General features: G+C 67.7%; 20 protein-coding genes. 13 read left to right on the top strand and 7 right to left on the bottom strand.

What is annotated here, in order from left to right; all coding sequences use genetic code 11:
* The first annotated feature begins 68 nt into the window (after nt 1-68).
* The 5 genes from araH to BBJ41_RS09125 all read left to right on the top strand — a co-directional run bounded on the left by araH (nt 69) and on the right by BBJ41_RS09125 (nt 5,222).
* Entirely contained in the window at nt 69-1,085 is a 1,017-nt protein-coding gene (gene araH, locus BBJ41_RS09145; protein WP_069746240.1) for an L-arabinose ABC transporter permease AraH, read from the top strand.
* Nucleotides 1,086-1,114: 29 nt separating this feature from the next.
* Nucleotides 1,115-1,912, top strand: coding sequence for an SDR family NAD(P)-dependent oxidoreductase (locus BBJ41_RS09140; RefSeq protein WP_069746239.1), 798 nt, complete (start codon nt 1,115-1,117; stop codon nt 1,910-1,912).
* A gap of 50 nt (nt 1,913-1,962) precedes the next feature.
* On the top strand, nt 1,963-3,024 hold the full coding sequence (locus BBJ41_RS09135; protein WP_069746238.1) for an aldose 1-epimerase: 1,062 nt from the start codon (nt 1,963-1,965) through the stop codon (nt 3,022-3,024).
* A 39-nt stretch (nt 3,025-3,063) separates the two neighbouring features.
* On the top strand, nt 3,064-3,891 hold the full coding sequence (gene pyrF / locus BBJ41_RS09130) for an orotidine-5'-phosphate decarboxylase (RefSeq protein WP_069746237.1): 828 nt from the start codon (nt 3,064-3,066) through the stop codon (nt 3,889-3,891).
* A 272-nt stretch (nt 3,892-4,163) separates the two neighbouring features.
* Nucleotides 4,164-5,222, top strand: a complete 1,059-nt coding sequence (locus BBJ41_RS09125; protein WP_069746236.1) for an HAD family hydrolase — start codon at nt 4,164-4,166, stop codon at nt 5,220-5,222.
* Between the two features lie 30 nt (nt 5,223-5,252).
* On the opposite strand, the gene BBJ41_RS09120 is transcribed toward BBJ41_RS09125, so the two are convergent.
* The 3 genes from BBJ41_RS09120 to thiL are packed head-to-tail and all read right to left on the bottom strand — an operon-like array spanning nt 5,253 to nt 7,327.
* On the bottom strand, nt 5,253-5,753 hold the full coding sequence (locus tag BBJ41_RS09120) for a CinA family protein (protein WP_069746235.1): 501 nt from the start codon (nt 5,751-5,753) through the stop codon (nt 5,253-5,255).
* Between the two features lie 31 nt (nt 5,754-5,784).
* Nucleotides 5,785-6,339 (bottom strand): phosphatidylglycerophosphatase A family protein, encoded by a 555-nt coding sequence (locus BBJ41_RS09115; protein WP_069746234.1) that lies wholly within the window; start codon nt 6,337-6,339, stop codon nt 5,785-5,787.
* Entirely contained in the window at nt 6,329-7,327 is a 999-nt protein-coding gene (gene thiL, locus BBJ41_RS09110; protein ID WP_069746233.1) for a thiamine-phosphate kinase, read from the bottom strand. The genes BBJ41_RS09115 and thiL overlap by 11 nt, the downstream gene beginning before the upstream one ends.
* Nucleotides 7,328-7,461: 134 nt before the next feature.
* Here thiL and BBJ41_RS09105 point away from each other — a divergent pair, with 134 nt between their 5' ends.
* From BBJ41_RS09105 to BBJ41_RS09090, 4 genes are all read left to right on the top strand, one after another.
* Entirely contained in the window at nt 7,462-9,804 is a 2,343-nt protein-coding gene (locus BBJ41_RS09105; protein ID WP_269466226.1) for an NADP-dependent malic enzyme, read from the top strand.
* A gap of 378 nt (nt 9,805-10,182) precedes the next feature.
* Complete coding sequence (locus BBJ41_RS09100) at nt 10,183-10,614, top strand: ribonuclease (protein WP_069746231.1); 432 nt, start codon at nt 10,183-10,185, stop codon at nt 10,612-10,614.
* 16 nt (nt 10,615-10,630) lie between these two features.
* On the top strand, nt 10,631-11,191 hold the full coding sequence (locus tag BBJ41_RS09095; protein WP_069747644.1) for a barstar family protein: 561 nt from the start codon (nt 10,631-10,633) through the stop codon (nt 11,189-11,191).
* Between the two features lie 218 nt (nt 11,192-11,409).
* The gene (locus BBJ41_RS09090; RefSeq protein ID WP_069746230.1) at nt 11,410-12,144 is read left to right on the top strand and encodes a hypothetical protein; all 735 of its coding nucleotides are present in this window, start codon (nt 11,410-11,412) and stop codon (nt 12,142-12,144) included.
* A gap of 118 nt (nt 12,145-12,262) precedes the next feature.
* Here the strand turns inward: BBJ41_RS09090 and BBJ41_RS09085 are convergent, their stop codons facing one another.
* The 3 genes from BBJ41_RS09085 to speE all read right to left on the bottom strand — a co-directional run bounded on the left by BBJ41_RS09085 (nt 12,263) and on the right by speE (nt 14,491).
* A complete protein-coding gene (locus tag BBJ41_RS09085) occupies nt 12,263-13,030 on the bottom strand; it encodes a 16S rRNA (uracil(1498)-N(3))-methyltransferase (protein WP_069747643.1) in 768 nt (255 codons plus the stop codon).
* A gap of 17 nt (nt 13,031-13,047) precedes the next feature.
* Nucleotides 13,048-13,464, bottom strand: a complete 417-nt coding sequence (locus BBJ41_RS09080; protein WP_069746229.1) for a VOC family protein — start codon at nt 13,462-13,464, stop codon at nt 13,048-13,050.
* Nucleotides 13,465-13,633: 169 nt separating this feature from the next.
* Nucleotides 13,634-14,491, bottom strand: coding sequence for a polyamine aminopropyltransferase (gene speE, locus BBJ41_RS09075; RefSeq protein ID WP_069746228.1), 858 nt, complete (start codon nt 14,489-14,491; stop codon nt 13,634-13,636).
* Between the two features lie 262 nt (nt 14,492-14,753).
* On the opposite strand from speE, the gene tkt reads away from it, so the two are divergent.
* Together tkt and gap are read left to right on the top strand one after the other, a co-directional pair.
* Entirely contained in the window at nt 14,754-16,781 is a 2,028-nt protein-coding gene (gene tkt / locus BBJ41_RS09070) for a transketolase (protein ID WP_069746227.1), read from the top strand.
* Between the two features lie 88 nt (nt 16,782-16,869).
* Nucleotides 16,870-17,880: a type I glyceraldehyde-3-phosphate dehydrogenase gene (gene gap / locus BBJ41_RS09065; RefSeq protein ID WP_014898111.1), complete on the top strand. Its 1,011-nt coding sequence runs from the start codon at nt 16,870-16,872 to the stop codon at nt 17,878-17,880.
* 93 nt (nt 17,881-17,973) lie between these two features.
* Here the strand turns inward: gap and BBJ41_RS09060 are convergent, their stop codons facing one another.
* On the bottom strand, nt 17,974-18,861 hold the full coding sequence (locus BBJ41_RS09060; RefSeq protein ID WP_069746226.1) for a LysR substrate-binding domain-containing protein: 888 nt from the start codon (nt 18,859-18,861) through the stop codon (nt 17,974-17,976).
* A gap of 151 nt (nt 18,862-19,012) precedes the next feature.
* Here BBJ41_RS09060 and BBJ41_RS09055 point away from each other — a divergent pair, with 151 nt between their 5' ends.
* Together BBJ41_RS09055 and BBJ41_RS09050 are read left to right on the top strand one after the other, a co-directional pair.
* Entirely contained in the window at nt 19,013-19,786 is a 774-nt protein-coding gene (locus tag BBJ41_RS09055) for an SDR family NAD(P)-dependent oxidoreductase (protein ID WP_069747642.1), read from the top strand.
* Between the two features lie 159 nt (nt 19,787-19,945).
* Entirely contained in the window at nt 19,946-21,394 is a 1,449-nt protein-coding gene (locus BBJ41_RS09050; protein ID WP_069746225.1) for an MFS transporter, read from the top strand.
* The last annotated feature ends 5 nt before the right edge of the window (nt 21,395-21,399 follow it).

Genomic DNA, 21,399 nt, shown 5'->3' with positions numbered 1-21,399 from the left:
CGACCCACGACATTCGAATCGAACACGCGCGGCGCGGGCCGCGCGATGCAGGAGCAGGAGACACCATCATGCAAGTCAACGAAAACCTTGCCAGCGCCGCCGTGAAGCCCACGGCCGACGCGCTGGTTCCACAGCAGAGCGACCGCCAGAAGTGGTGGCAGCATCTCACCGAATACAGCCTCATCGCGATCTTCGCGGTGATGTTCATCACGATGTCGCTGACGGTCGATCACTTCTTCTCGATCGACAACATGCTCGGCCTCGCGCTGTCGATCTCGCAGATCGGCATGGTCGCGTGCACGATGATGTTCTGTCTCGCGTCGCGCGACTTCGACCTGTCGATCGGCTCGACCGTCGCGTTCTCGGGCGTGTTGTGCGCGATGGTGCTGAACGCGACCGACAACACGTTCGTCGCGATCGTTGCCGCGGTCGCGGCAGGCGCCGCGATCGGCTTCGTGAACGGCGCGGTGATCGCGTACCTGCGCATCAACGCGCTGATCACGACGCTCGCGACGATGGAGATCGTGCGCGGGCTCGGCTTCATCGTGTCGAAGGGGCAGGCGGTCGGCGTATCGTCGGATACCTTCATCGCGCTCGGCGGCTTGTCGCTGTTCGGCGTGTCGCTGCCGATCTGGGTGACGCTGCTGTGCTTCATCGCGTTCGGCGTGCTGCTGAACCAGACCGTGTACGGCCGCAATACGCTCGCGATCGGCGGCAACCCGGAAGCGTCGCGGCTCGCGGGGATCAACGTCGAACGCACGCGCGTGTACATCTTCCTGATCCAGGGCGCGGTGACCGCGCTCGCGGGCGTGATCCTCGCGTCGCGTATCACGTCGGGCCAGCCGAACGCCGCGCAGGGCTTCGAGCTGAACGTGATCTCCGCGTGCGTGCTCGGCGGCGTGTCGCTGATGGGCGGCCGCGCGACGATCTCGGGCGTCGTGATCGGCGTGCTGATCATGGGCACCGTCGAGAACGTGATGAACCTGCTGAACATCGACGCGTTCTACCAGTACCTCGTGCGCGGCGCGATCCTGCTCGCGGCCGTGCTGCTCGACCAGCTGAAGAATCGCGGCGTACGCGACTGACCTGATCTGTTCTCACGGAGACGACCCGCATGACCATCGACACTTCCGCGCGCGACCCGCATGCCGCACGCTATGCGCGCTACCCGAGCCTCGAGGATCGCGCGGTGCTGATCACGGGCGGCGCGACCGGCATCGGCGCGTCGTTCGTCGAGCACTTCGTCGAGCAGGGCGCGCGCGTCGCGTTCGTCGACCTCGACGCGGCCGCCGGCGCCGCGCTGGCGGAACGCCTCGCGCAAGCACGCCACGCGCCGTTGTTCATCCAGTGCGACCTGACCGACATCGACGCGCTGCGCCGTGCGATCGACGCGATCCGCGCGCGGATCGGCGCGATCGCGGTGCTCGTGAACAACGCGGCGAACGACACGCGCCACGCGATCGGCGACGTGACGCCCGACTCGTTCGACGCCGGCATCGCGGTGAACCTGCGCCACCAGTTCTTCGCCGCGCAGGCGGTGATCGACGACATGAAGCAGAACGGTGGCGGCGCGATCGTCAACCTCGGCTCGATCAGCTGGATGCTGAAGAACGGCGGTTATCCCGTCTACGTGATGGCGAAGGCGGCCGTGCAGGGGCTCACGCGCGGTCTTGCGCGCGATCTCGGCCCGTTCGGCATCCGCGTCAATTCGCTGGTGCCCGGCTGGGTGATGACCGACAAGCAGCGCCGGCTGTGGCTCGACGACGCGGGCCGCGCGTCGATCAAGGCCGGGCAGTGCATCGACGCCGAATTGCTGCCCGCCGATCTCGCGCGGATGGCGCTGTTTCTCGCGGCCGACGACAGCCGGATGATCACCGCGCAGGACGTGATCGTCGACGGCGGCTGGGCCTGACCGTTCGCACCGACCTGCATCGTTTCTTCGACGAAGGAAAGGAGCTCACCATGACCGCCACGTCCTCGCACGCATCGTCGTCCACCAGCCAGTCGCGCCGCGCCCGCCTGGCGGCCGCCGCGCAGCCGGTCAGCCCCGGCCCGCAGACGGCCGCGTTCGCGCAGGGCGTCGGCGCCGCGCATGCGGCGGCCGTCACGCTGTCGAACGCGTCGCTGCGACTCGACGTGCTGCCGCATCTGGGCGGCGGCATCGCGCGCTTCGACTGGCGCGGCGACAACGGCGCGCTGATGCCGGTGTTCCGCCGCTGCGAGCACCCGGAAACGGCGACGGACCCGAACGAGCTCGCGTGTTATCCGCTGTTGCCGTATTCGAACCGGATCGGCGGCGCGCGCTTCGAATGCGACGGACGCAGCGTCGCGGTGCCGCGCAACCGCCGCGACGAGCCGCTGCCGATCCACGGCGACGGCTGGCTCGCGCCGTGGCAGGTCGACGACGCAACCGACACGACGCTGCAGCTGTCGCTCGATCGCGCGAGCGGCGCGCCGTATGCGTTCCGCGCGATCCAGTCGTTCGAACTCGACGATGCGACGCTGTCGATCGCGCTGACGATCGAGAACGCGGGCCGCGCGCGGCTGCCGTTCGGGCTCGGCGTGCATCCGTTCCTCGTGCGCGATGCGGCGACCGAACTCGCCGCGGCTGCCGGCGGGCTGTGGCTGTCGGGCGCCGATTTCCTGCCGGTGCGGCACGTGAGCGTGCCGCCGGCCTGGCAGTTCGGCGTCGCGTATCCGCTGCCGGCCGCACTCGTCAATCACGCGTTCACCGGCTGGGGCGGCCACGCGACGGTGAGCTGGCCGCGCCGCGGGCTGTCGCTGACGGTTGCGGCCGACGCCGACGCGTACGTGCTCTACACGCCGCCCGGCGAGGATTTCTTCTGCTTCGAACCGGTCGATCATCCGATCAATGCGGTGAACCTGCCGGGCGGCGCGGCCGCGCACGGGATGACGCTGCTCGCGCCGGGCGAGCGGCTCACGCGGCGCTTCGCGTTCACCGTCGAGCGCGCGGATGCGCGCAGCAATGCCGCGACACGCGAGGGACGCCGGAGACGCGGGTAAAATACGCGGTCTACCAACGGTTTGCCGCGAGTATCCGCCATGTCTTCCCCGCTTACTTTCATTGAATCGCTGCGCGCCGCGTGGCAGCGCACGAATTCGCTGCTGTGCGTCGGCCTCGATCCCGAGCCGTCGCGCTTTCCCGTGCAATTCGACGGCCAGCCCGATGCGATCTTCGAATTCTGCCGGCAGATCGTCGACGCGACCGCGGAATACGCGAGCGCGTTCAAGCCGCAGATCGCCTACTTTGCCGCGCATCGCGCGGAAGACCAGCTCGAACGGCTGATCGCGCACATCCATCTCCAGCATCCGGGCCTGCCCGTGATCCTCGACGCGAAGCGCGGCGACATCGGCAGCACGGCCGAGCAGTACGCGCGCGAAGCGTTCGAGCGCTATCGCGCGGACGCGGTCACGGTGAACCCGTACATGGGCTACGACTCGGTCGAGCCGTACTTCGAGCACGAAGGCAAGGGCGTGATCGTGCTGTGCCGCACGTCGAACCCGGGCGGCTCGGATCTCCAGTTCCTCGAAACCGGGGGCCGGCCGCTGTACCAGGTCGTCGCCGATCTCGCGGCGAACAAGTGGAACGCGAAGAATGGCCAGCTCGGCCTCGTGGTCGGCGCGACGTTCCCGAAGGAAATCGAGATCGTGCGCGGAATCGTCGGCGACATGCCGCTGTTGATCCCCGGCATCGGCGCGCAGGGCGGCGACGTGCAGGCGACCGTCAACGCGGGCCGCACGGCCGACGGCACCGGCATGATGATCAACTCGTCGCGCGCGATCCTGTACGCGAGCAAGGGCGAGGATTTCGCCGAAGCCGCGGCGCTCGCCGCGCAAAAGACCCGCGATACGATCAACGCGTATCGCTGAAATAGGCAGGCCGCCCGCCCCGGGCGGCCTTTCATCGCGCCCGCGCCCGCGGGCGCGCGTATTCTCCTGCCGCCCGCCGCCCGCCGCCCGCCGCCCGCCGCCCGCCGCCTGCCGCCTGCCGCCTGCCGCCTCAGCCTCAGCCTCAGCCTCAGCCGATTGGCGCGCCCAAACAACTTCCCGTCGCTTCCGCACCGCATACCCGCGCCGCAATCGCGCGATGCTGCCGCTTGTCATCGATCCGTAACCAAAATGTCAAGAAAAGGAGCGACGCCATGCCCAAGTTGTCCCGCCACCTTCTGAGCGTGTTCGCCGCGTCGCTGTGCATGACGTTCGCCCATGCGGCGGATCTCGCACACTGGCCGGCCGACAGCGCGAAGGCGCTGAACACGATGATCGCCGCGCACGCGCACCGCGGCGACTACGCGGTGTTCGACGCCGACAACACGACCTACCGCTACGACCTCGAGGAATCGCTGCTGCCGTACCTCGAGAACCGCGGCGTGCTCACGCGCGACTCGCTCGATCCGTCGCTGAAGCTGATCCCGTTCAAGGATTCCGCCGACTACAAGGAATCGCTGACGAGCTACTACTACCGGCTCTGCGAGATCGACGATCTGGTGTGCTACCCGTGGATCGCGCAGGCGTTCGCGGGGCTGTCGCTCGCCGACCTGAAGCGCCACGTCGATGCGATGCTCGCCGACGGCAAGCCGATCCCGATCCGCTACTGGCAGGGCGACAAGGTCGCCGACGGCACGGTGAATCCGCCGCGCTTCTTCCGCGGCATGCAGGAGCTGTACAACGCGCTGCGCGAGAACGGGATCGAGGTCTACGTGATGACGGCCGCGCACGAGGAGCTTGCGCGGCTCGTGCTGTCCGATCCGAAATACGGCTACAACGTGAAGCCGCAGAACGTGATCGGCGTGACGACGCTGCTGCGCAACCCGGCGACCGGCGCGCTGACGACGTCGCGGCTGCAGATCAAGGCCGGCAAGTACGACGAGGCCGCGAACCGCGATCTGGTGATCACGCCGTTCCTGATGAACCCGATGACGTGGTACGAAGGCAAGCTCGGCTCGATCGCCGGCTGGATCGACCAATGGAAGAAGCCGGTGCTCGTCGCCGGCGACACGCCGATGTCGGACGGTTACATGCTGCTGAACGCGACCGATGTGACGCGCGGCGGCGTGCGCGTGTGGGTGAACAAGAAGGACAAGCAGATGACGCAGATCCGCGCGTGGTCGGACGAATCGGCCGCGCGGCAGAAGTCGCTCGGCCTGCCGGTCACGGCGGACAAGAACTGGATCGTCGTGAAGCCCGACGCGATCCAGTAAGCGGTGATGCGGGCGCCGGGCGCCCGCGCGTCAGCCTTCGTGTTCGTCGAGCAGCTTCAGCAGCCCGCGCAGCGCATGCACGGCCGCCTGCGTGCGGATCTGTTCACGGTCGCCCTTGAACACGAGCGTCTCGACGTCGGTATGCAGCCGGTTGCTCCATCCGAACGACACGGTGCCGACCGGCTTCTTCTCGCTGCCGCCCGCCGGGCCCGCGATGCCCGTGACGGACAGCGCGACCTGCGCGCGGCTGTTGCGCAGCGCGCCTTCGGCCATCGCGCGCGCGACGGGCTCGCTGACGGCGCCGTGCTTGTCGATCAGGTCGGGCGGCACGCCGATCATCTCGCTCTTGGCCTGGTTCGAATACGTGACGAAGCCGCGCTCGAACCACTGGCTGCTGCCGGAGATGTCGGTGATCGCCGCGGCGATCATGCCGCCGGTGCAGGATTCGGCGGTGGCGAGCATCAGGTGCTCGTCACGCAGCTTGTTGCCTGCGCGGATCGCAAGCTGGTGGACGACGGAATCGGTTGGCATGCGCGTGGGGAAACGGGAGTCGGGAAATCGGTCAGCCGACGACGGAGCGCCACAGGGCGATCACGAGCAGCGTCATGAACGCGGCGATCAGGTCGTCGACCATGATGCCGAGCCCGCCTTTCACGCGACGGTCGAAATAGCGGATCGGCGGCGGTTTGAGCATGTCGAAGAGGCGGAACGCGACGAACGCCCACAACTGGCCGACGAAGGTCGCGGGCGTGACGAACAGCATCACGAGCCAGATCGCGACGATCTCGTCCCAGACGACGGAGCCCGGATCGGCGGTGCCCATCTTCCGCGCGGTGAAACCGGTGATCCACGTGCCCGCCACGAAGCCGGCCGCGATCAGCCCCCACCATTCGGGCACCGTCAGGTAGCGGTTGAGCACGACGAACGTGAGCCAGCCGAACAGCGAGCCGAACGTGCCGGGCATGAACGGTGCGAGCCCGCTGCCGAAGCCGAGCGACACGATGTGCGCCGGGTGCGACAGCATGAAGCGCGCGGTTGCGCGCTTAGGTGCGTTCTGCGCGTTCTGCGCGGCGCCGGGCTCGGCCGCGGCTTGCGCGGGCGTCGGGTCAGTCTGCATGGAAGTGGTCGAAACCGTGCAACGTGAGAGCCAGGGGCGCGCCGGCAGCGTCGCGCCACGCGATCGCGGGCCGCTCCGACGGCGCGGACAAGGCGCGTATTGTACCGATTCGCGTGACCGGGACACCGGCCTTCGCGCCGGCCGCTTCGACCGTCGAGCGGGCGGCTGCGGGCGCGGTGAAGCACAGCTCGTAGTCGTCGCCGCCGGCCAGCGTGCAGCGCCGCTGGACGTCCGGCGGCAGCGTGGCCAGCGCGGCCGAGCGCGGCACCGCGTCGGCGTCGATTTCGGCGCGCACGTTCGAGCGCGTCAGGATGTGCTGCAGGTCGCCGGCGAGGCCGTCCGAGAGATCGAGCGCCGCGTGCGCGACGGCCGCGAGCGTGAGGCCGAGCGCGATGCGCGGTTCGGGGCGCTCGAGCGCCTGCCGGAACGCGGCGGCCTCGCTCGCGCCGGCTGTCCATTCGCCGCGGGCGACGCCGAGGCCGGCGCGCGCGGCGCCGAGCGTGCCGGATACCCACACGTCGTCGCCGTCGCGCGCGGCATCGCGCCGCAGCGCCGCGTCGGGCGAAACTTCGCCGAATACGGTCACGCACAGGTTCAGCGGCCCGCTCGTCGTGTCGCCGCCGATCAGCTCGCAGCCGAACCGGTCGGCGAGTGCGAACAGCCCGTTGCTGAATGCCTCGAGCCACGCCGCGTCGGCGCGCGGCAGCGCGCACGCGAGCGTGAACGCGCGCGGCTCGGCGCCCATCGCCGCGAGATCGGACAGGTTGACCGCGAGTGTCTTGTGGCCGAGCGCGTCAGGCGCGACGTCGGGGAAGAAATGGCGGCCTTCGACCAGCATGTCCGTCGAAATGGCCAGCAATTTTCCGGATCGGGGGGTAATCAGCGCGCAATCGTCGCCGATGCCGAGCGTCGACGTGCGTGCGCCCCGTGCCGCGCGGCGCGCGAAGAAGCGATCGATCAGCGAAAACTCGGAGAGGGCGGCTGGCACGGCGGATGGATCCGAAGGTTGGGGGGAACGGCATTGTACGAAACGAACGGCGGCGTTCCTGCACCGTTCGGTACATTTTTGTCGCGGCTGTTGCACCCGAATCGGCGGTCTGAGGGCCTTCGAATGGCGCTACAATGCCGTCGAACAGTTATTCTAATCTGCCCGTCACAAGACACATGTCGACTCAATCCTCCTCCAAAGCCAAGCTCCGCGAAGCCGCCCTCGACTATCACGAATTCCCGACGCCGGGGAAGATCGCGATCGCACCGACCAAGCAGATGATCAACCAGCGCGACCTCGCGCTCGCGTATTCGCCGGGTGTTGCCTATGCGTGCGAGGAGATCGTCGAGAATCCGCTGAACGCCGCGCGTTTCACCGCGCGCAGCAACCTGGTCGGCGTCGTCACGAACGGCACGGCGGTGCTCGGGCTCGGCAACATCGGCCCGCTCGCGTCGAAGCCGGTGATGGAAGGCAAGGCCGTACTGTTCAAGAAGTTCGCGGGCATCGACGTGTTCGACATCGAGTTGAACGAATCGGACCCGCACAAGCTCGTCGACGTGATCGCCGCGCTGGAGCCGACCTTCGGCGGGATCAACCTGGAAGACATCAAGGCGCCGGACTGCTTCATCGTCGAGCGCGAGTGCCGCAAGCGGATGAAGATCCCGGTGTTCCACGATGACCAGCACGGCACCGCGATCGTCGTGGCCGCGGCCGTCACGAACGGGCTGAAGGTCGTCGGCAAGGACATCAAGAAGGTGAAGCTCGTCGCGTCCGGCGCGGGCGCGGCCGCACTCGCATGTCTCGACCTGCTGGTCGACATCGGCCTGCCGCTCGAGAACATCACGGTGACCGACCTGGCCGGCGTGGTCTACAAGGGCCGCACCGAACTGATGGACCCGGACAAGGAGCGTTTCGCACGCGAGACTGACGCGCGCACGCTGGCCGACGTGATCGACGGCGCGGACATCTTCCTCGGCCTGTCGGCTGCGGGCGTGCTGAAGCCGGAGATGGTGAAGGGCATGGCCGAGCGGCCGCTGATCCTCGCACTCGCGAACCCGACGCCGGAAATCCTGCCGGAAGCGGCGCTCGAAGTGCGCCCCGACGCGATTCTCGCGACCGGCCGCACCGACTACCCGAACCAGGTCAACAACGTCCTGTGTTTCCCGTTCATCTTCCGCGGCGCGCTCGACGTCGGCGCGACGACGATCACGCGTGAAATGGAGATCGCGGCCGTCAACGCGATCGCCGAGCTCGCGCAGCACGAGCAGAGCGACATCGTCGCGACCGCATACGGTATCCAGGACCTGTCATTCGGGCCCGAATACCTGATTCCGAAGCCTTTCGATCCGCGCCTGATCGTGAAGATCGCGCCGGCCGTCGCGCAGGCCGCGATGGATGGTGGCGTCGCGACGCGCCCGATCGAGGACATGGAGGCGTACCGCGTCCATCTGCAGCAGTTCGTGTATCACAGCGGCACGACGATGAAGCCGATCTTCCAGATCGCACGTGCAGCGCCGGAAGAGAAGAAGCGCGTTGTGTTCGCGGAAGGCGAAGAAGAGCGCGTGTTGCGCGCCGTTCAGATCATCGTCGACGAAAAACTCGCGAAGCCGATCCTGATCGGCCGCCCGTCGGTGATCGAGCACCGTATCCAGCGCTACGGCCTGCGCCTGAATCCGGGCGTCGACTTCACGGTCGTCAACACTGAGCACGACGAGCGCTACCGCGACTTCTGGCAGACGTATTACAAGCTGATGGCGCGCAAGGGCATCAGCGAGCAGCTCGCGCGCGTCGAGATGCGCCGCCGCACGACGCTGATCGGCGCGATGCTGGTGAAGAAGGGCGAGGCGGACGGGATGATCTGCGGCACGATCAGCACCACGCACCGTCACCTGCACTTCATCGACCAGGTGATCGGCAAGCGCCCGGGTTGCAGCGTGTACGCGGCGATGAACGGCCTCGTGCTGCCGGGCCGCCAGATTTTCCTCGTCGACACGCACGTGAACGTCGATCCGACCCCGGAGCAACTGGCCGAGATCACGATCATGGCGGCGGAAGAAGTGCGCCGTTTCGGCATCGAGCCGAAGGTCGCGCTGCTGTCGCACTCGAATTTCGGCACGAGCAACGCGCCTTCGGCGAAGAAGATGCGCGATACGCTCGCGATCCTGCAGGAAACCGCGCCGGAGCTGAAGGTCGACGGCGAAATGCACGGCGACGTCGCGCTCGACGCGGCGCTGCGCAAGGAAATCCTGCCGGAATCGACGCTGGAAGGCGAAGCGAACCTGCTGATCCTGCCGAACATCGACGCTGCCAACATCGCGTACAACCTGCTGAAGACGGCCGCGGGCAACAACATCGCGATCGGGCCGATCCTGCTGGGCGCGGCCCAGCCGGTGCACGTGCTGACCGAATCGGCGACCGTGCGCCGGATCGTCAACATGGCGGCGCTGCTGGTTGCCGACGTGAACGCCACGCGCTGAGCAAAAACGAACGCGCCAGGCCGGTCGAACCGGCGTGGCGCGTCGGGCGAAATTGTAAACAAAAGCAAAAAGAGGCGTGCCCGCAATGGGCACGCCGTCGGGCAGGGCGCAAACGCGCTTCCCTCAAAGCAACAGCAGCATCTCTCCACTCCGGGTAGTGAGTGCGGCAAGGAGGCAGGGTCTTGCCATGCGAGAGATGCCGCTCGCATTTTATCCTATGTAAGATAAATGTAGTGCGAATTCGGTAAGAAATACGTAAATTCGCGTATCGTCAGGCTTTCGATTCCCAAACGGACATTGATTCGCGCGGCCAATAACGCTACGCTAACGCCTTTGTTGGTCGTCAACTACTTGATTTAACAGCGGGAACCCTGGTTCATGGCACGCAAGTGGCTCCGCAACGGCGCGCTCGCGTCCGTCTTCGCGATGTTCGCGATGGGTATCGTCGGCACGCCGACGGGCAGTCTGGTTTCCGCCGCCTACGCACGGCAGGCCGTTTCGGCCGACGTGGCCGCCAGCGGGCTCGATACGGTCCCGACCGCCCGTCTTCCGCGCGAGGCCGTGACCACGCTGGGCCTGATCGGCGCCGGCGGTCCGTATCCGTACGAGAAAGACGGCGTCGTGTTCGGCAACCGCGAGCGGATCCTGCCGAAAGCGAAGCGCGGCTACTACCATGAGTACACGGTGCCGACGCCACGCGCGCGCAATCGCGGCGCGCGACGGATCGTCTGCGGCGGGCCATTGCGCCGGATCGACAACTGTTATTACACGGACGACCACTACAACAGTTTTAAACGTATTGTTGAATGACTTCGGGATGAACGGCATGAGCGACTCCATCTACGCGCACGATACGGCGGCGGCGGAACTGTTCGCGGCCGGCGACGGCAATCTGTTTCAGCGCGTGATGCAACTACACGCGGCGTCACAGGCCGGCGGCGAGCCGGAGCAACAGGAAGCCGACGGGCTTTCATCGAACGAGGAGCCTATGAGCCTTTTCACGACCGTGCGACCCAATCTCGTGCAGTCGATCCGCGCGTTCCGCGTGCAGGATCTCGCCGACGAAGCCACCCGGCTCGGCCAACACTTTCTGTATGCGTATTGCGGCGCCGCGCAGTCGAAGCAGGAAGTGATGGAGACGATCGCGACGTCGTTCCTGTTTCCGAAGCATTTCGGGAAGAACTACGACGCGCTGTACGACTGCCTGACCGACCTCGTCGCGAAGGCCGGCGCGCAGCCCGGTTTCGTGATCGTCCTCGAAGGGCTGCCGATCGCGCAGAAGTTCGACAAGGAAGGGCGCGAGACGCTGCTCGACGTGTTCCGCGAGGCGGCCGAGTTCTGGGCCGAGCGCAAGGTCGCGTTCCGCGTGTTCTATTCGTTCGCGTAAGCGCGAATCGGCTGCTGGCCGATTGGCAAAAGAGCCCGCTTCGAGCGGGCTTTTTTGCGTCCGCGCGTTACGCCGGGGACGGTGCGGCACGTCACTCGCCGATCCCGGCCTATCATCGGACACCTTTTTTCGAGACAATCCGGGTCGGCCCGGCTGCTGCTGCTGCTGCTGTCGCATCGGGCCAGTCAAACAAATCATCGAGAGAGGGCCGTCTTCCCATGAGTATTTCCCGTTCCACGCGCGCCGGTGCGCGTATCCCGTTCGTGCGTGCCGCCTTGCTGCCCCTGCTGGTCACGACGAGCGTCGCGCAGGCCGCGCCGCTGACGCCCGAGCAGACCGTCGATCTTTATATCGGCGCGTTCGTCAACGGCGACGTGTCGAAAGCCCGCGCGTTCAACGACGCGGTACGCCCGAGTTATGACGGCAAGGACGCGCTCAACGTCGACGTTCTGTCGTCGCTTGGCGAGTCGATGCGCAAGGAGATGGCCGAGGGATTGCTGGCGCCGATGCCGCCGAAGGTGAGCGCTGCGCTTCGTCCGTCGGCCGAGAGCATGGCCGCGGCGTATCAGCGCGCGCTTCAGCGCTCGGCGTGCAAGACGACCGGAGCGTCGCAGCGGCCGAACTCGGCCATCGAGGGCCAGACGGTCGCGACGGTCGAATTCGCGTGCCGCGTCCCGGATGCGGGGCCCGGCGCGAAGGCGCTGCAGGTGAAGCTCGGCAACGGCCGCCTGAAGAACGACGCGGCACGGATTGCCGCATTCAAGGCGATCTTCTCCGGCATGGCGCAGGTGCTGGATGCGGCGCCGGTGACGCACCCGGTGACGGGCAAGATCGACGTTTACAGCCTGGACGGAGGCTGGACGACCGGAAGCCCGCAAGACGTGCTGACGCCGGTGCTCGACGCGTTGTCCGACGCGATGCCGAGCGGATCGCCGAGCGACAAGTCGCAATAAGCCGCAACGTCGAGACGCGCGGCACATAGGCGGTGCTTCCGGCTGCTTGCCGTGCTTCGGCAGGGTGACGTTCGGGCCTTACCAAGTCGTGCCCCCATGCGGCGGCACGCCCGTTTCGTCACCACCCGCCCCAGCGCGCGGCCAGCGCCGCGAGTACGGCTGCACCGGCCGTCTCGGTGCGCAGCACGCGGGGCCCAAGCGACAGCGCGGTGAACCCGCGCGCACGCGCTGCGTTTTCCTCGTCGGGCGACAACCCGCCTTCGGGCCCGATCAGCAGTGTGACGAGCGCCGCGGGCGGCGCGTCGGGCAGCGACGCGAACGGGATGCTGGCGCGCGGTGACAGCAGCAGCCGCAGTTCGCCGTCGGCCGGCGCGGCCGGCAACGCATCGAGCCAGGCGTGGAAGCCGGCTACCTGCGCAACGTCGGGCACGCGGTTGCGCCCGCACTGTTCGCACGATGCGCGCACGACGCCGCGCCAGTGCGCGACGCGCTTGTCCGCGCGTTCGCCGGAGAGTTTCACGACGCCGCGCGCGGTCGACAGCGGCACGACCGCCGCGACGCCGAGCTCGACGGCCTTCTCGATCACCCAGTCCATCTTGTCGCCGCCGGCGATTCCCTGCGCGAGCGTCACGCGGTAGGGCGGCTCGGCCTCGGCCGGCTCGAACGCGTCGAGCTGCGCGATCGCGCTGCGCTTGTCGATCTCGACGAGCCGGGCGCGGTACTGGCCGCCCGTGCCGTCGAACAGCGCGAGCACGTCGCCGGGTTGCAGGCGCAATACCTGCGCGTGGCGCGCGACGTCGGCCGGCAGCGCGAGCGTCGCGTCGGCGCGCAGTGCGGTGTCGACGAAAAAGCGCGGCACGGCCGCGGTGGTGGTGGCTTCGTTCATGCGTGTGGCGGTGCCGCTCATGCGTGGAGGTGGTGTGCGAGCGCCCAGCGGTAGCCGTCGAGATCCTCGACCTGCGCGAACCGGTCGCCCCAGAACTGGTCTTGCGGCGCGCTCAGCGATTTTGCGCCCGCGTCGAGCGCGCGCTGCCAGGTTGCGTCGACGTCGTCGACGTACAGATAGAACGATTGCGGCGCGACGGCGTTCGCGCTTTTGGGCGTGCGCGCGGTCGAACCGAACGCGCCTTCGGGCGCGAACATCACGATCAGCTGGCCGCGATAGGTCATCTCGACGTGCATGATCGCGCCGTCCTCGTCGTGCACGTCGCGCAGCGCGAAGCCGAATGCGGCCGTGAAGAAATCGATGGCCGCGCGCGCGTTGCGTACGGTCAGGTATGGCGTCAACCAAGGCACGTCGGCCGGACGTGGATCGGTCATGAAAATCTCCTGTCGAACGGTGTTGGCGCTTCGGCGCCTGCCCCGATCGCGTGCTTCGCGGTCGGTCGGTGGGGCGGCGCTGCATCCGGGTCGTTCCGGTCCCGTGTTTCGCACGGCGAACCGTACGGAGCCTCGAAGGAAAAGCGGAGCGATGCGGCCGCCCGGACGTTCAGCGGCGAACGCCCAGTGTATCGCGCAGTGCGCGCGGCAGGGCAAAGAGGGACGCATGCAGCCGCGCGTCGTAGTAGCGCAAGCCCTGCACGTGGCGGGCGGCGAGACGGTCGTCGACGTCGTGCGCGAACAGCGCGGCCGCATCGAGCGTGTCGCTCGCGATCGCCATCAGCCATTGCGAGCCGTACAGCGGCACGTGTGCGGACAGCGGATCGACGACCGCGAAACTCGCGCGCAGGTCGTCGAGCAGCGCGGCAATGCGCGCGGCGTGGAACACGGGCGAGCCGAGGTGCATCGAGATCGCGCCGCACGGCGTGAGGATTCGCTTCAGGCGCGCATAGAACGCGCGCGTATAGAGGCCGGCCGCTGGTGAATCGGGGGGCGTGAGGTCGAACACGACGAGGTCGAAATGCTCGACGGTCGACTCGACGAAATGCGCGGCGTCGCCGATCACGAGCTCGACGCGCGGGTCGTCGAGCGCACCCTGGTGCACGTCGTCGAGATAACGACGCGCCATCCCGACCACCTCGTCGTCGAGTTCCGCGACGACGATCCGCTCGATACACGCGTGCTTGAGCAACTGGCGCGCTGCGCCGCCGTCGCCGCCGCCGAGCACGAGCGCCTTGCGCGGGCACGGATGCGCGAGCGCGGCCGGGTGCGTCATGCACTCGTGATAGACGTATTCATCGCCGACCGCCGTCATCGGCCGGCCGTCCAGCGTGAACAGGCGGCCGAGCTGCGGCGTTTCCCAGACCTCGATCTGCTGGTGCGGGGACGCGACGTGCGCGAGCCGCCGCGCATTCGGGAAGCCGTAGGTGGCGTCGGGCGTAGGGTGGAAGAGAAGCGTAGTGCTCACGGGTGGGCAGCGGCGGGCGGGCAGTTCCGACGTCTGAATTATAGGAGGCATGCGGTTTGACGGAAAACCGTGCCGGAACACTACGCGCCGACAAGGGAAATGTCAGCCCATCTGTTAAAATGACGAGCTTTGCAGCCCCGTCCGTAGGCTCCGTCCGCTTCGCGTCCGTCAGGCGCCGCACCGCGCGCCGGGAACGATTGACGCTCGAGCTTCCGGATGCCGCCGTGCTCCCCGTTTCCTCGACTCGTTCTCCGGACTCGACATGACGACTTCGTCTCCCGCCTCCACCACCCTGATGGCCAACGCGATCCGTGCGCTCGCGATGGACGCCGTTCAGCAAGCGAACTCCGGCCACCCCGGCATGCCGATGGGCATGGCCGAAATCGGCGTCGCGCTCTGGTCGCGCCATCTGAAGCACAACCCGACGAACCCGCACTGGGCAGACCGCGACCGCTTCGTGCTGTCGAACGGCCACGGCTCGATGCTGCTGTACTCGCTGCTGCACCTGACCGGCTACGACCTGCCGATCGAAGAACTGAAGAACTTCCGCCAGCTGCACTCGAAGACGCCGGGCCACCCGGAATACGGGATCACGCCGGGCGTCGAGACGACCACCGGCCCGCTCGGCCAGGGTCTCGCGAACGCGGTCGGCATGGCGCTCGGCGAAGCGCTGATGGCCGACGAGTTCAACCGTGACGGCGCGAAGATCGTCGATCACCACACGTACGTGTTCCTCGGCGACGGCTGCCTGATGGAAGGCATCTCGCACGAAGCCTGCTCGCTCGCGGGCACGCTGAAGCTGAACAAACTGATCGCGCTGTACGACGACAACGGCATCTCGATCGACGGCGACGTCGTGAACTGGTTCCACGACGACACCCCGAAGCGTTTCGAAGCGTACGGCTGGAACGTGATCCCGAACGTGAACGGCCATGACGTCGACGCGGTCGATGCGGCCATCGCGAAGGCGAAGCTGTCGGACAAGCCGACGCTGATCTGCTGCAAGACGGTGATCGGCAAGGGCGCGGCGACCAAGGCCGGCGGCCACGACGTGCACGGCGCGGCGCTCGGCGCGGAAGAAATCGCGAAGACGCGCGAAGCGCTCGGCTGGAAGTGGGAGCCGTTCGTGATTCCGCAGGAAGTCTATGCGGCATGGGACGCGAAGGAAGCCGGCAAGCGCGCGGAAACCGAATGGGACGCGACGTTCGCGCAATATCGCGCGAAGTTCCCGGCTGAAGCGGCCGAATTCGAGCGCCGGATGGCCAACAAGCTGCCGGCCGACTGGGCGCAGAAGGCTGCCGCGATCATCGCCGGCGCGAACGAGCGCGGCGAGACGGTTGCGACCCGCAAGGCGTCGCAGCAGGCGATCGAAGGCCTGGCCGCCGCACTGCCGGAACTGCTCGGCGGCTCGGCCGACCTGACCGGTTCGAACCTGACCAACTGGAAGGCGTCGAAGGCCGTCCGCGCGAACCCGGAAGGCCCGGGCGTCGTGCTGGGCAACCACATCAACTACGGCGTGCGCGAATTCGGCATGAGCGCCGCGATCAACGGCCTCGCGCTGCACGGCGGCCACAAGCCGTTCGGCGGCACGTTCCTGACGTTCTCCGACTACAGCCGCAACGCGCTGCGCGTCGCCGCGCTGATGAAGGTGCCGTCGATCTTCGTGTTCACGCACGATTCGATCGGCCTCGGCGAAGACGGCCCGACGCACCAGTCGATCGAGCACGTGTCGAGCCTGCGCCTGATCCCGAACCACGACGTATGGCGTCCGGCCGACACGGTCGAGACGGCCGTCGCCTGGACCTACGCGGTCGCCGCGGATCGTCCGTCGAGCCTGATCTTCAGCCGCCAGAACCTCGCGTTCAACCCGCGTACCGATGCGCAGATCGCGAACGTCGCGAAGGGCGGCTACGTGCTGAAGGACTGGGACGAGGAAATCGTCGCACGCAAGATCATCCTGATCGCGACGGGCTCGGAAGTCGAACTCGCGATGAAGGCCGTCGAGCCGCTCGCGCAGCAGGGCATCGCGGCCCGCGTCGTGTCGATGCCGTCGACCAACGTGTTCGACCGCCAGGACGCCGAGTACCGCGAACGCGTGCTGCCGCACGGCGTGCGCCGCGTCGCGATCGAAGCGGGCGTGACCGCCTTCTGGCACAAGTACGTCGGCCTCGAAGGCGGCGTCGTCGGGATCGACACGTTCGGCGAATCGGCGCCGGCCGGCGTGCTGTTCAAGTACTTCGGCTTCACCGTCGAGCACGTCGTCGAGACCGCGAAGGCCGTGCTGGCCTAAAAGCATTCGCGACGCGCGCCACCCCTCGCGCGCGTCGCACCGTGAAGCTGCACGAAACGAATTTTTTTCAGCCATCAGGAGATAGACCATGACGATTCGCGTCGCAATCAACGGCTACGGCCGCATCGGCCGCAACACGCTGCGCGCGTTTTATGAAAACGGCAAGAAGCACGATCTCGAGATCGTCGCGATCAACGATCTGGGCGATGCGAAGACCAACGCGCACCTGACCCAGTACGACACCGCGCACGGCAAGTTCCCGGGCGAAGTGTCGGTCGACGGCGACTACCTCGTCGTGAACGGCGACAAGATCCGCGTGCTGGCGAACCGCAACCCGGCCGAACTGCCGTGGGGCGAGCTCGGCGTCGACGTGGTGATGGAGTGCACGGGCTTTTTCACGACGAAGGAAAAGGCGAGCGCGCACCTGAAGGGCGGCGCGAAGAAGGTGATCATCTCGGCGCCGGGCGGGAAGGACGTCGACGCGACGATCGTCTACGGCGTGAACCACAACGTGCTGAAGGCCGAGCACACGGTCATCTCGAACGCATCGTGCACGACGAACTGCCTCGCGCCGCTCGTCAAGCCGCTGAACGACAAGATCGGCCTCGAAACGGGCCTGATGACGACGATCCACGCGTACACGAACGACCAGGTGCTGACGGACGTCTATCACGAAGACCTGCGCCGCGCGCGTTCGGCCACGCACAGCCAGATCCCGACGAAGACGGGCGCGGCTTCCGCCGTCGGCCTCGTGCTGCCGGAACTGAACGGCAAGCTCGACGGCTACGCGATCCGCGTCCCGACGATCAACGTGTCGGTCGTCGATCTGTCGTTCATCGCGAAGCGCGACACGACGGTCGAGGAAGTCAACGCGATCATGAAGGAAGCATCGGAAGGTGCGCTGAAGGGCATCCTCGGCTACAACGATGCACCGCTGGTGTCGATCGACTTCAACCACAACCCGGCTTCGTCGACGTTCGACGCGACGCTGACCAAGGTGTCGGGCCGCCTCGTGAAGGTGTCGAGCTGGTACGACAACGAGTGGGGTTTCTCGAACCGCATGCTGGATACGGCTGTCGCATTCGCGAACGCGAAGTAATCCCGCACGTCGCGCGGCCGCCGCAAGGCGGCCTGCACGGCGAACGAGCCCGGCCCGGTTTTCCGGCCGGGCTTTTTTATTGCCGCGAAGCCGTCATCGCCGCTCCGCCGTCACCTGTTCGAGCGCGTCGACGAACGCGCGTTTCAGCGGGCTGTCGAGGTCGGTCCACGCGAGGCCGATGCCGGTGCGGTGGCCGGCCAGGTCGAGCGGCCGCGCCAGCACGTTCGGCGGCAGCGCGCTGGCCGCTTCCGCCGGAATCAGCCCGATTCCCATCCCCGCCGCGACGAGCGCGAGCATCGTCGTGAACTCCCCGAACTCCTGCGCGATTTCGAGCGTCGTGCCCGCGCGGCTCAGCGCGAGCAGCATGTCGTCGTGAAAGCCGGGCGCATAACGGCGCGCGAGCACGAACGCGGGCTGGCCGCGCAGCGCGGCCGGCGCGATCGCGTCGTGCGCGGCGAGCGGATGGTCGAGCGGCAGCGCGACGACGAAGCCTTCTTCGAGCACCACGCGCGTGTCGATGCCCGCGTACGCGGCCGGCAGCCGGATCATCCCGAAATCGATGCGCCGGTCGCGCAGCGCGGCGATCTGGTCGGGCGTCGGCATGTCCTTCAGTTCCAGCGTGATCAGCGGATAGCGCTCGCGCATCGTGCGCAGCACGGCCGGCAGCAGCGCGGGCAGCACCGACGACACGAACGCGATCCGCAGCGTGCCGATCTCGCCGCGGCTCGACAGCCGCGCCATCTGTTCCGCGCGCGCGGCCTGTTGCAGCGTGGCCCGTGCTTCGGGCAGGAACACGCGCCCGGTATCGCTCAGTTCGACCTTGTGGCGGTCGCGCTCGAACAGGCGCGCGCCGAGTTCTTCCTCGAGCGCCTTGATCTGCATGCTCAGCGCGGGCTGAACGATGAACAGGCGCTGCGCGGCGCGCCCGAAATGCAGCTCTTCCGCGAGCGTGACGAAGGCGCGCAATTGCTTGAGTTCCATAAGCGGTGGGCAGGCGAGGGCGGTAATCAAGTTTCATGATAACCGGATCAAAAAAGACCATTGGCGTGGTGTCTGGCCGGAAGCCGAAGATAGCTTCAACGCGAGACCGGCCGCGATGGGCGCCCGGCTCCAATGGCACGAGGAGACATGCATGACGAACGCGCTTGACCGGTTCCGCCTGGACGGCCGCCGCGCATTGATCACCGGTTCGGGGCGCGGGATCGGGCTGACGCTCGCCCGCGGGCTCGCGGAAGCCGGCGCGGCGATCGTCATCAACGATCGCAATGAGGAGAAGGCCGCGACGCTCGCGCGCCATTTCCGCGAGGAAGGCTTTGCGGCCGACCACGCGGTGTTCGACGTCGCCGAGCACGCGCAGGTGCGCACGGCGATCGACGATTTCGAGGCGCGCGTCGGCGCGATCGACATCCTCGTGAACAACGCGGGCATCCAGCGCCGCGCGCCGCTCGACACATTCGAACCCGACGACTGGCATGCGCTGATGCGCGTGAACCTCGACGGCGTGTTCAACGTCGCGCAGGCCGTCGCGCGGCACATGATCGCGCGCGGCCGCGGGAAGATCATCAACATCTGCTCGGTGCAGAGCGAGCTCGCGCGGCCGACGATCGCGCCGTATGCGGCGACGAAGGGCGCGGTGCGGATGCTGACTAAAGGGATGTGCGCCGACTGGGCGCGCCACGGCATCCAGGCGAACGGCCTCGCGCCCGGTTATTTCGAAACCGAACTGAATCGCGCACTGGTCGACGACGCGGCGTTCTCGGACTGGCTGTGCAAGCGCACGCCTGCCGGCCGCTGGGGGCGCGTCGACGAGCTGTGCGGCGCGGCGATCTTCCTCGCGTCGGCCGCGTCCGATTTCGTGAACGGCCAGACGCTGTTCGTCGACGGCGGGCTGACCAGCGCCGTCTGAGCGGCGGCGCGAGCGCGCCGTGCGCGCAGCGCCGCAGCGACACTACGCCGGCTTCGGCCGGCATCCGAATTCCTAGAAGAGCCCGCCGCACGAGCGGGCCGCTATCCCGGCGCGCATGGCGCCCGGTTCCGGAACGGAAGCAGGAGACAGGAGACAACGATGGATCGCACTTCCCCGCCGCCCGCGCGGCACGATGCAAGGTCCGGCGCGCCGGACGACACCGTCGAGCGCCGCGGCGTCGACACGAAGCAGCTCAATCGCGCGGCGTGGACCTGCTCGCTCGGCAGCGCGCTCGAGTACTACGATTTCGCGTTGTACACGCTCGCGTCGGCGCTGGTCTTCGGGCCGCTGTTCTTCCCCGCGCAAACCACGGAGATGCGGCTGATCGCGAGTTTCGGCACGTACTTCGTCGGCTTCGCGGTGCGCCCGCTCGGCGGCGTCGTGTTCGGCGTGCTCGGCGACCGGATCGGCCGCAAGTTCGTGCTGACGGCGACGGTGCTGCTGATGGGCGTTGCGAGCACGCTGATCGGCGTGTTGCCGACCTTCGCGACGGCCGGCTACTGGGCGCCCGCGCTGCTCGTGCTGCTGCGCATCCTGCAAGGCCTCGGCGCCGGCGCGGAGCAGGCCGGCGCGGCGGTGCTGATGACCGAATACGCGCCGCCCGGCAAGCGCGGCTTCTATGCGTCGCTGCCGTTTCTCGGCATCCAGCTCGGCACCGTGCTCGCGGCTGCCGTCTATTTCCTGCTGCTCGCGAACATCGACCGCGTCACCGACGGCTGGGGCTGGCGCGTGCCGTTCCTGCTCAGCGCGGTGATCGTCGCGGTCGGGCTCTACATGCGCGTGCGGCTGCAGGAGTCGCCGACCTTCGTGCGGCTCGAGAAGCGCGCGCAGGTCTCGGCGAATCCGCTGAAGAGCGCCGTGCAGCATTCGAAGCGCACGCTGCTGATCGGCATCGGCCTGCGGATGGCCGAGAACGGCGGCTCGTCGATCTATCAAGCGCTCGCGGTCAGCTATCTCGCCGGCGTGATCGGGATGAAGGGGCCGATCGGCGCGCTCGCGCTGGTGTGCGCGGCGACCGTCGGCGCATGCACGGTGCCGCTCGCGGGCCGGCTGAGCGACCGCTTCGGCCGCGTGCGCGTGTACCGCACGTTCGCATGGCTGCAACTCGCGCTCGCGTTCCCGGTGTGGTGGATCTTCAGCCAGGGGAACGTGGTCGCGAGCGTCATCGCGATCTCGATCGCGCAGGGCTTCGCGAACTGGGGGATGCTCGGCGCGCAGGCCGCGCTGTTGCCCGAGCTGTTCGGCGCGCGCCATCGCTACATGGGCGTGTCGTTCTCGCGTGAAGTGTCGGCGGTGCTGGCGGGCGGGATCGCGCCGCTCGTCGGCGCGACCCTCATCGCGACGGTGATCGCGCTGCACGGCGGCGACCACGCGGCCGGCGTGCGCGCGTGGGTGCCGATCGCCGCGTATCTGGTGCTGCTGACGCTGATCACGCTGTTCACGACCGCGCGGATGCCGGAAACGCTGAACCGCGATCTCGACGATCCGCTCGATGCGGCGCAGGCGTCGCCCGAGCCGGGCGCCGATCCGCTCGCCCGGCACGCATGAACGGG

Origin of the sequence: Burkholderia stabilis (assembly GCF_001742165.1) — a bacterium.
Taxonomy (GTDB): domain Bacteria; phylum Pseudomonadota; class Gammaproteobacteria; order Burkholderiales; family Burkholderiaceae; genus Burkholderia; species Burkholderia stabilis.
The sequence above is the reverse complement of the archived record's forward strand: the minus strand, read 5'-3'. Positions and strand labels throughout refer to the sequence as shown.

What these genes read in the sequence shown, in the direction of transcription:
- BBJ41_RS09115 (WP_069746234.1), bottom strand. Translation starts at nt 6,339, where the DNA reads ATGCAGACTGACCCGACGCCCGCGCAAGCCGCGGCCGAGCCCGGCGCC.
- BBJ41_RS09055 (WP_069747642.1), top strand. Translation starts at nt 19,013, where the DNA reads ATGACGAACGCGCTTGACCGGTTCCGCCTGGACGGCCGCCGCGCATTG.
- BBJ41_RS09100 (WP_069746231.1), top strand. Translation starts at nt 10,183, where the DNA reads ATGGCACGCAAGTGGCTCCGCAACGGCGCGCTCGCGTCCGTCTTCGCG.
- BBJ41_RS09135 (WP_069746238.1), top strand. Translation starts at nt 1,963, where the DNA reads ATGACCGCCACGTCCTCGCACGCATCGTCGTCCACCAGCCAGTCGCGC.
- BBJ41_RS09125 (WP_069746236.1), top strand. Translation starts at nt 4,164, where the DNA reads ATGCCCAAGTTGTCCCGCCACCTTCTGAGCGTGTTCGCCGCGTCGCTG.
- araH (WP_069746240.1), top strand. Translation starts at nt 69, where the DNA reads ATGCAAGTCAACGAAAACCTTGCCAGCGCCGCCGTGAAGCCCACGGCC.
- BBJ41_RS09060 (WP_069746226.1), bottom strand. Translation starts at nt 18,861, where the DNA reads ATGGAACTCAAGCAATTGCGCGCCTTCGTCACGCTCGCGGAAGAGCTG.
- BBJ41_RS09140 (WP_069746239.1), top strand. Translation starts at nt 1,115, where the DNA reads ATGACCATCGACACTTCCGCGCGCGACCCGCATGCCGCACGCTATGCG.
- gap (WP_014898111.1), top strand. Translation starts at nt 16,870, where the DNA reads ATGACGATTCGCGTCGCAATCAACGGCTACGGCCGCATCGGCCGCAAC.
- BBJ41_RS09050 (WP_069746225.1), top strand. Translation starts at nt 19,946, where the DNA reads ATGGATCGCACTTCCCCGCCGCCCGCGCGGCACGATGCAAGGTCCGGC.
- BBJ41_RS09080 (WP_069746229.1), bottom strand. Translation starts at nt 13,464, where the DNA reads ATGACCGATCCACGTCCGGCCGACGTGCCTTGGTTGACGCCATACCTG.
- BBJ41_RS09120 (WP_069746235.1), bottom strand. Translation starts at nt 5,753, where the DNA reads ATGCCAACCGATTCCGTCGTCCACCAGCTTGCGATCCGCGCAGGCAAC.
- BBJ41_RS09105 (WP_269466226.1), top strand. Translation starts at nt 7,462, where the DNA reads ATGCCGTCGAACAGTTATTCTAATCTGCCCGTCACAAGACACATGTCG.
- BBJ41_RS09085 (WP_069747643.1), bottom strand. Translation starts at nt 13,030, where the DNA reads ATGAACGAAGCCACCACCACCGCGGCCGTGCCGCGCTTTTTCGTCGAC.
- tkt (WP_069746227.1), top strand. Translation starts at nt 14,754, where the DNA reads ATGACGACTTCGTCTCCCGCCTCCACCACCCTGATGGCCAACGCGATC.
- BBJ41_RS09095 (WP_069747644.1), top strand. Translation starts at nt 10,631, where the DNA reads ATGAGCGACTCCATCTACGCGCACGATACGGCGGCGGCGGAACTGTTC.
- pyrF (WP_069746237.1), top strand. Translation starts at nt 3,064, where the DNA reads ATGTCTTCCCCGCTTACTTTCATTGAATCGCTGCGCGCCGCGTGGCAG.
- BBJ41_RS09090 (WP_069746230.1), top strand. Translation starts at nt 11,410, where the DNA reads ATGAGTATTTCCCGTTCCACGCGCGCCGGTGCGCGTATCCCGTTCGTG.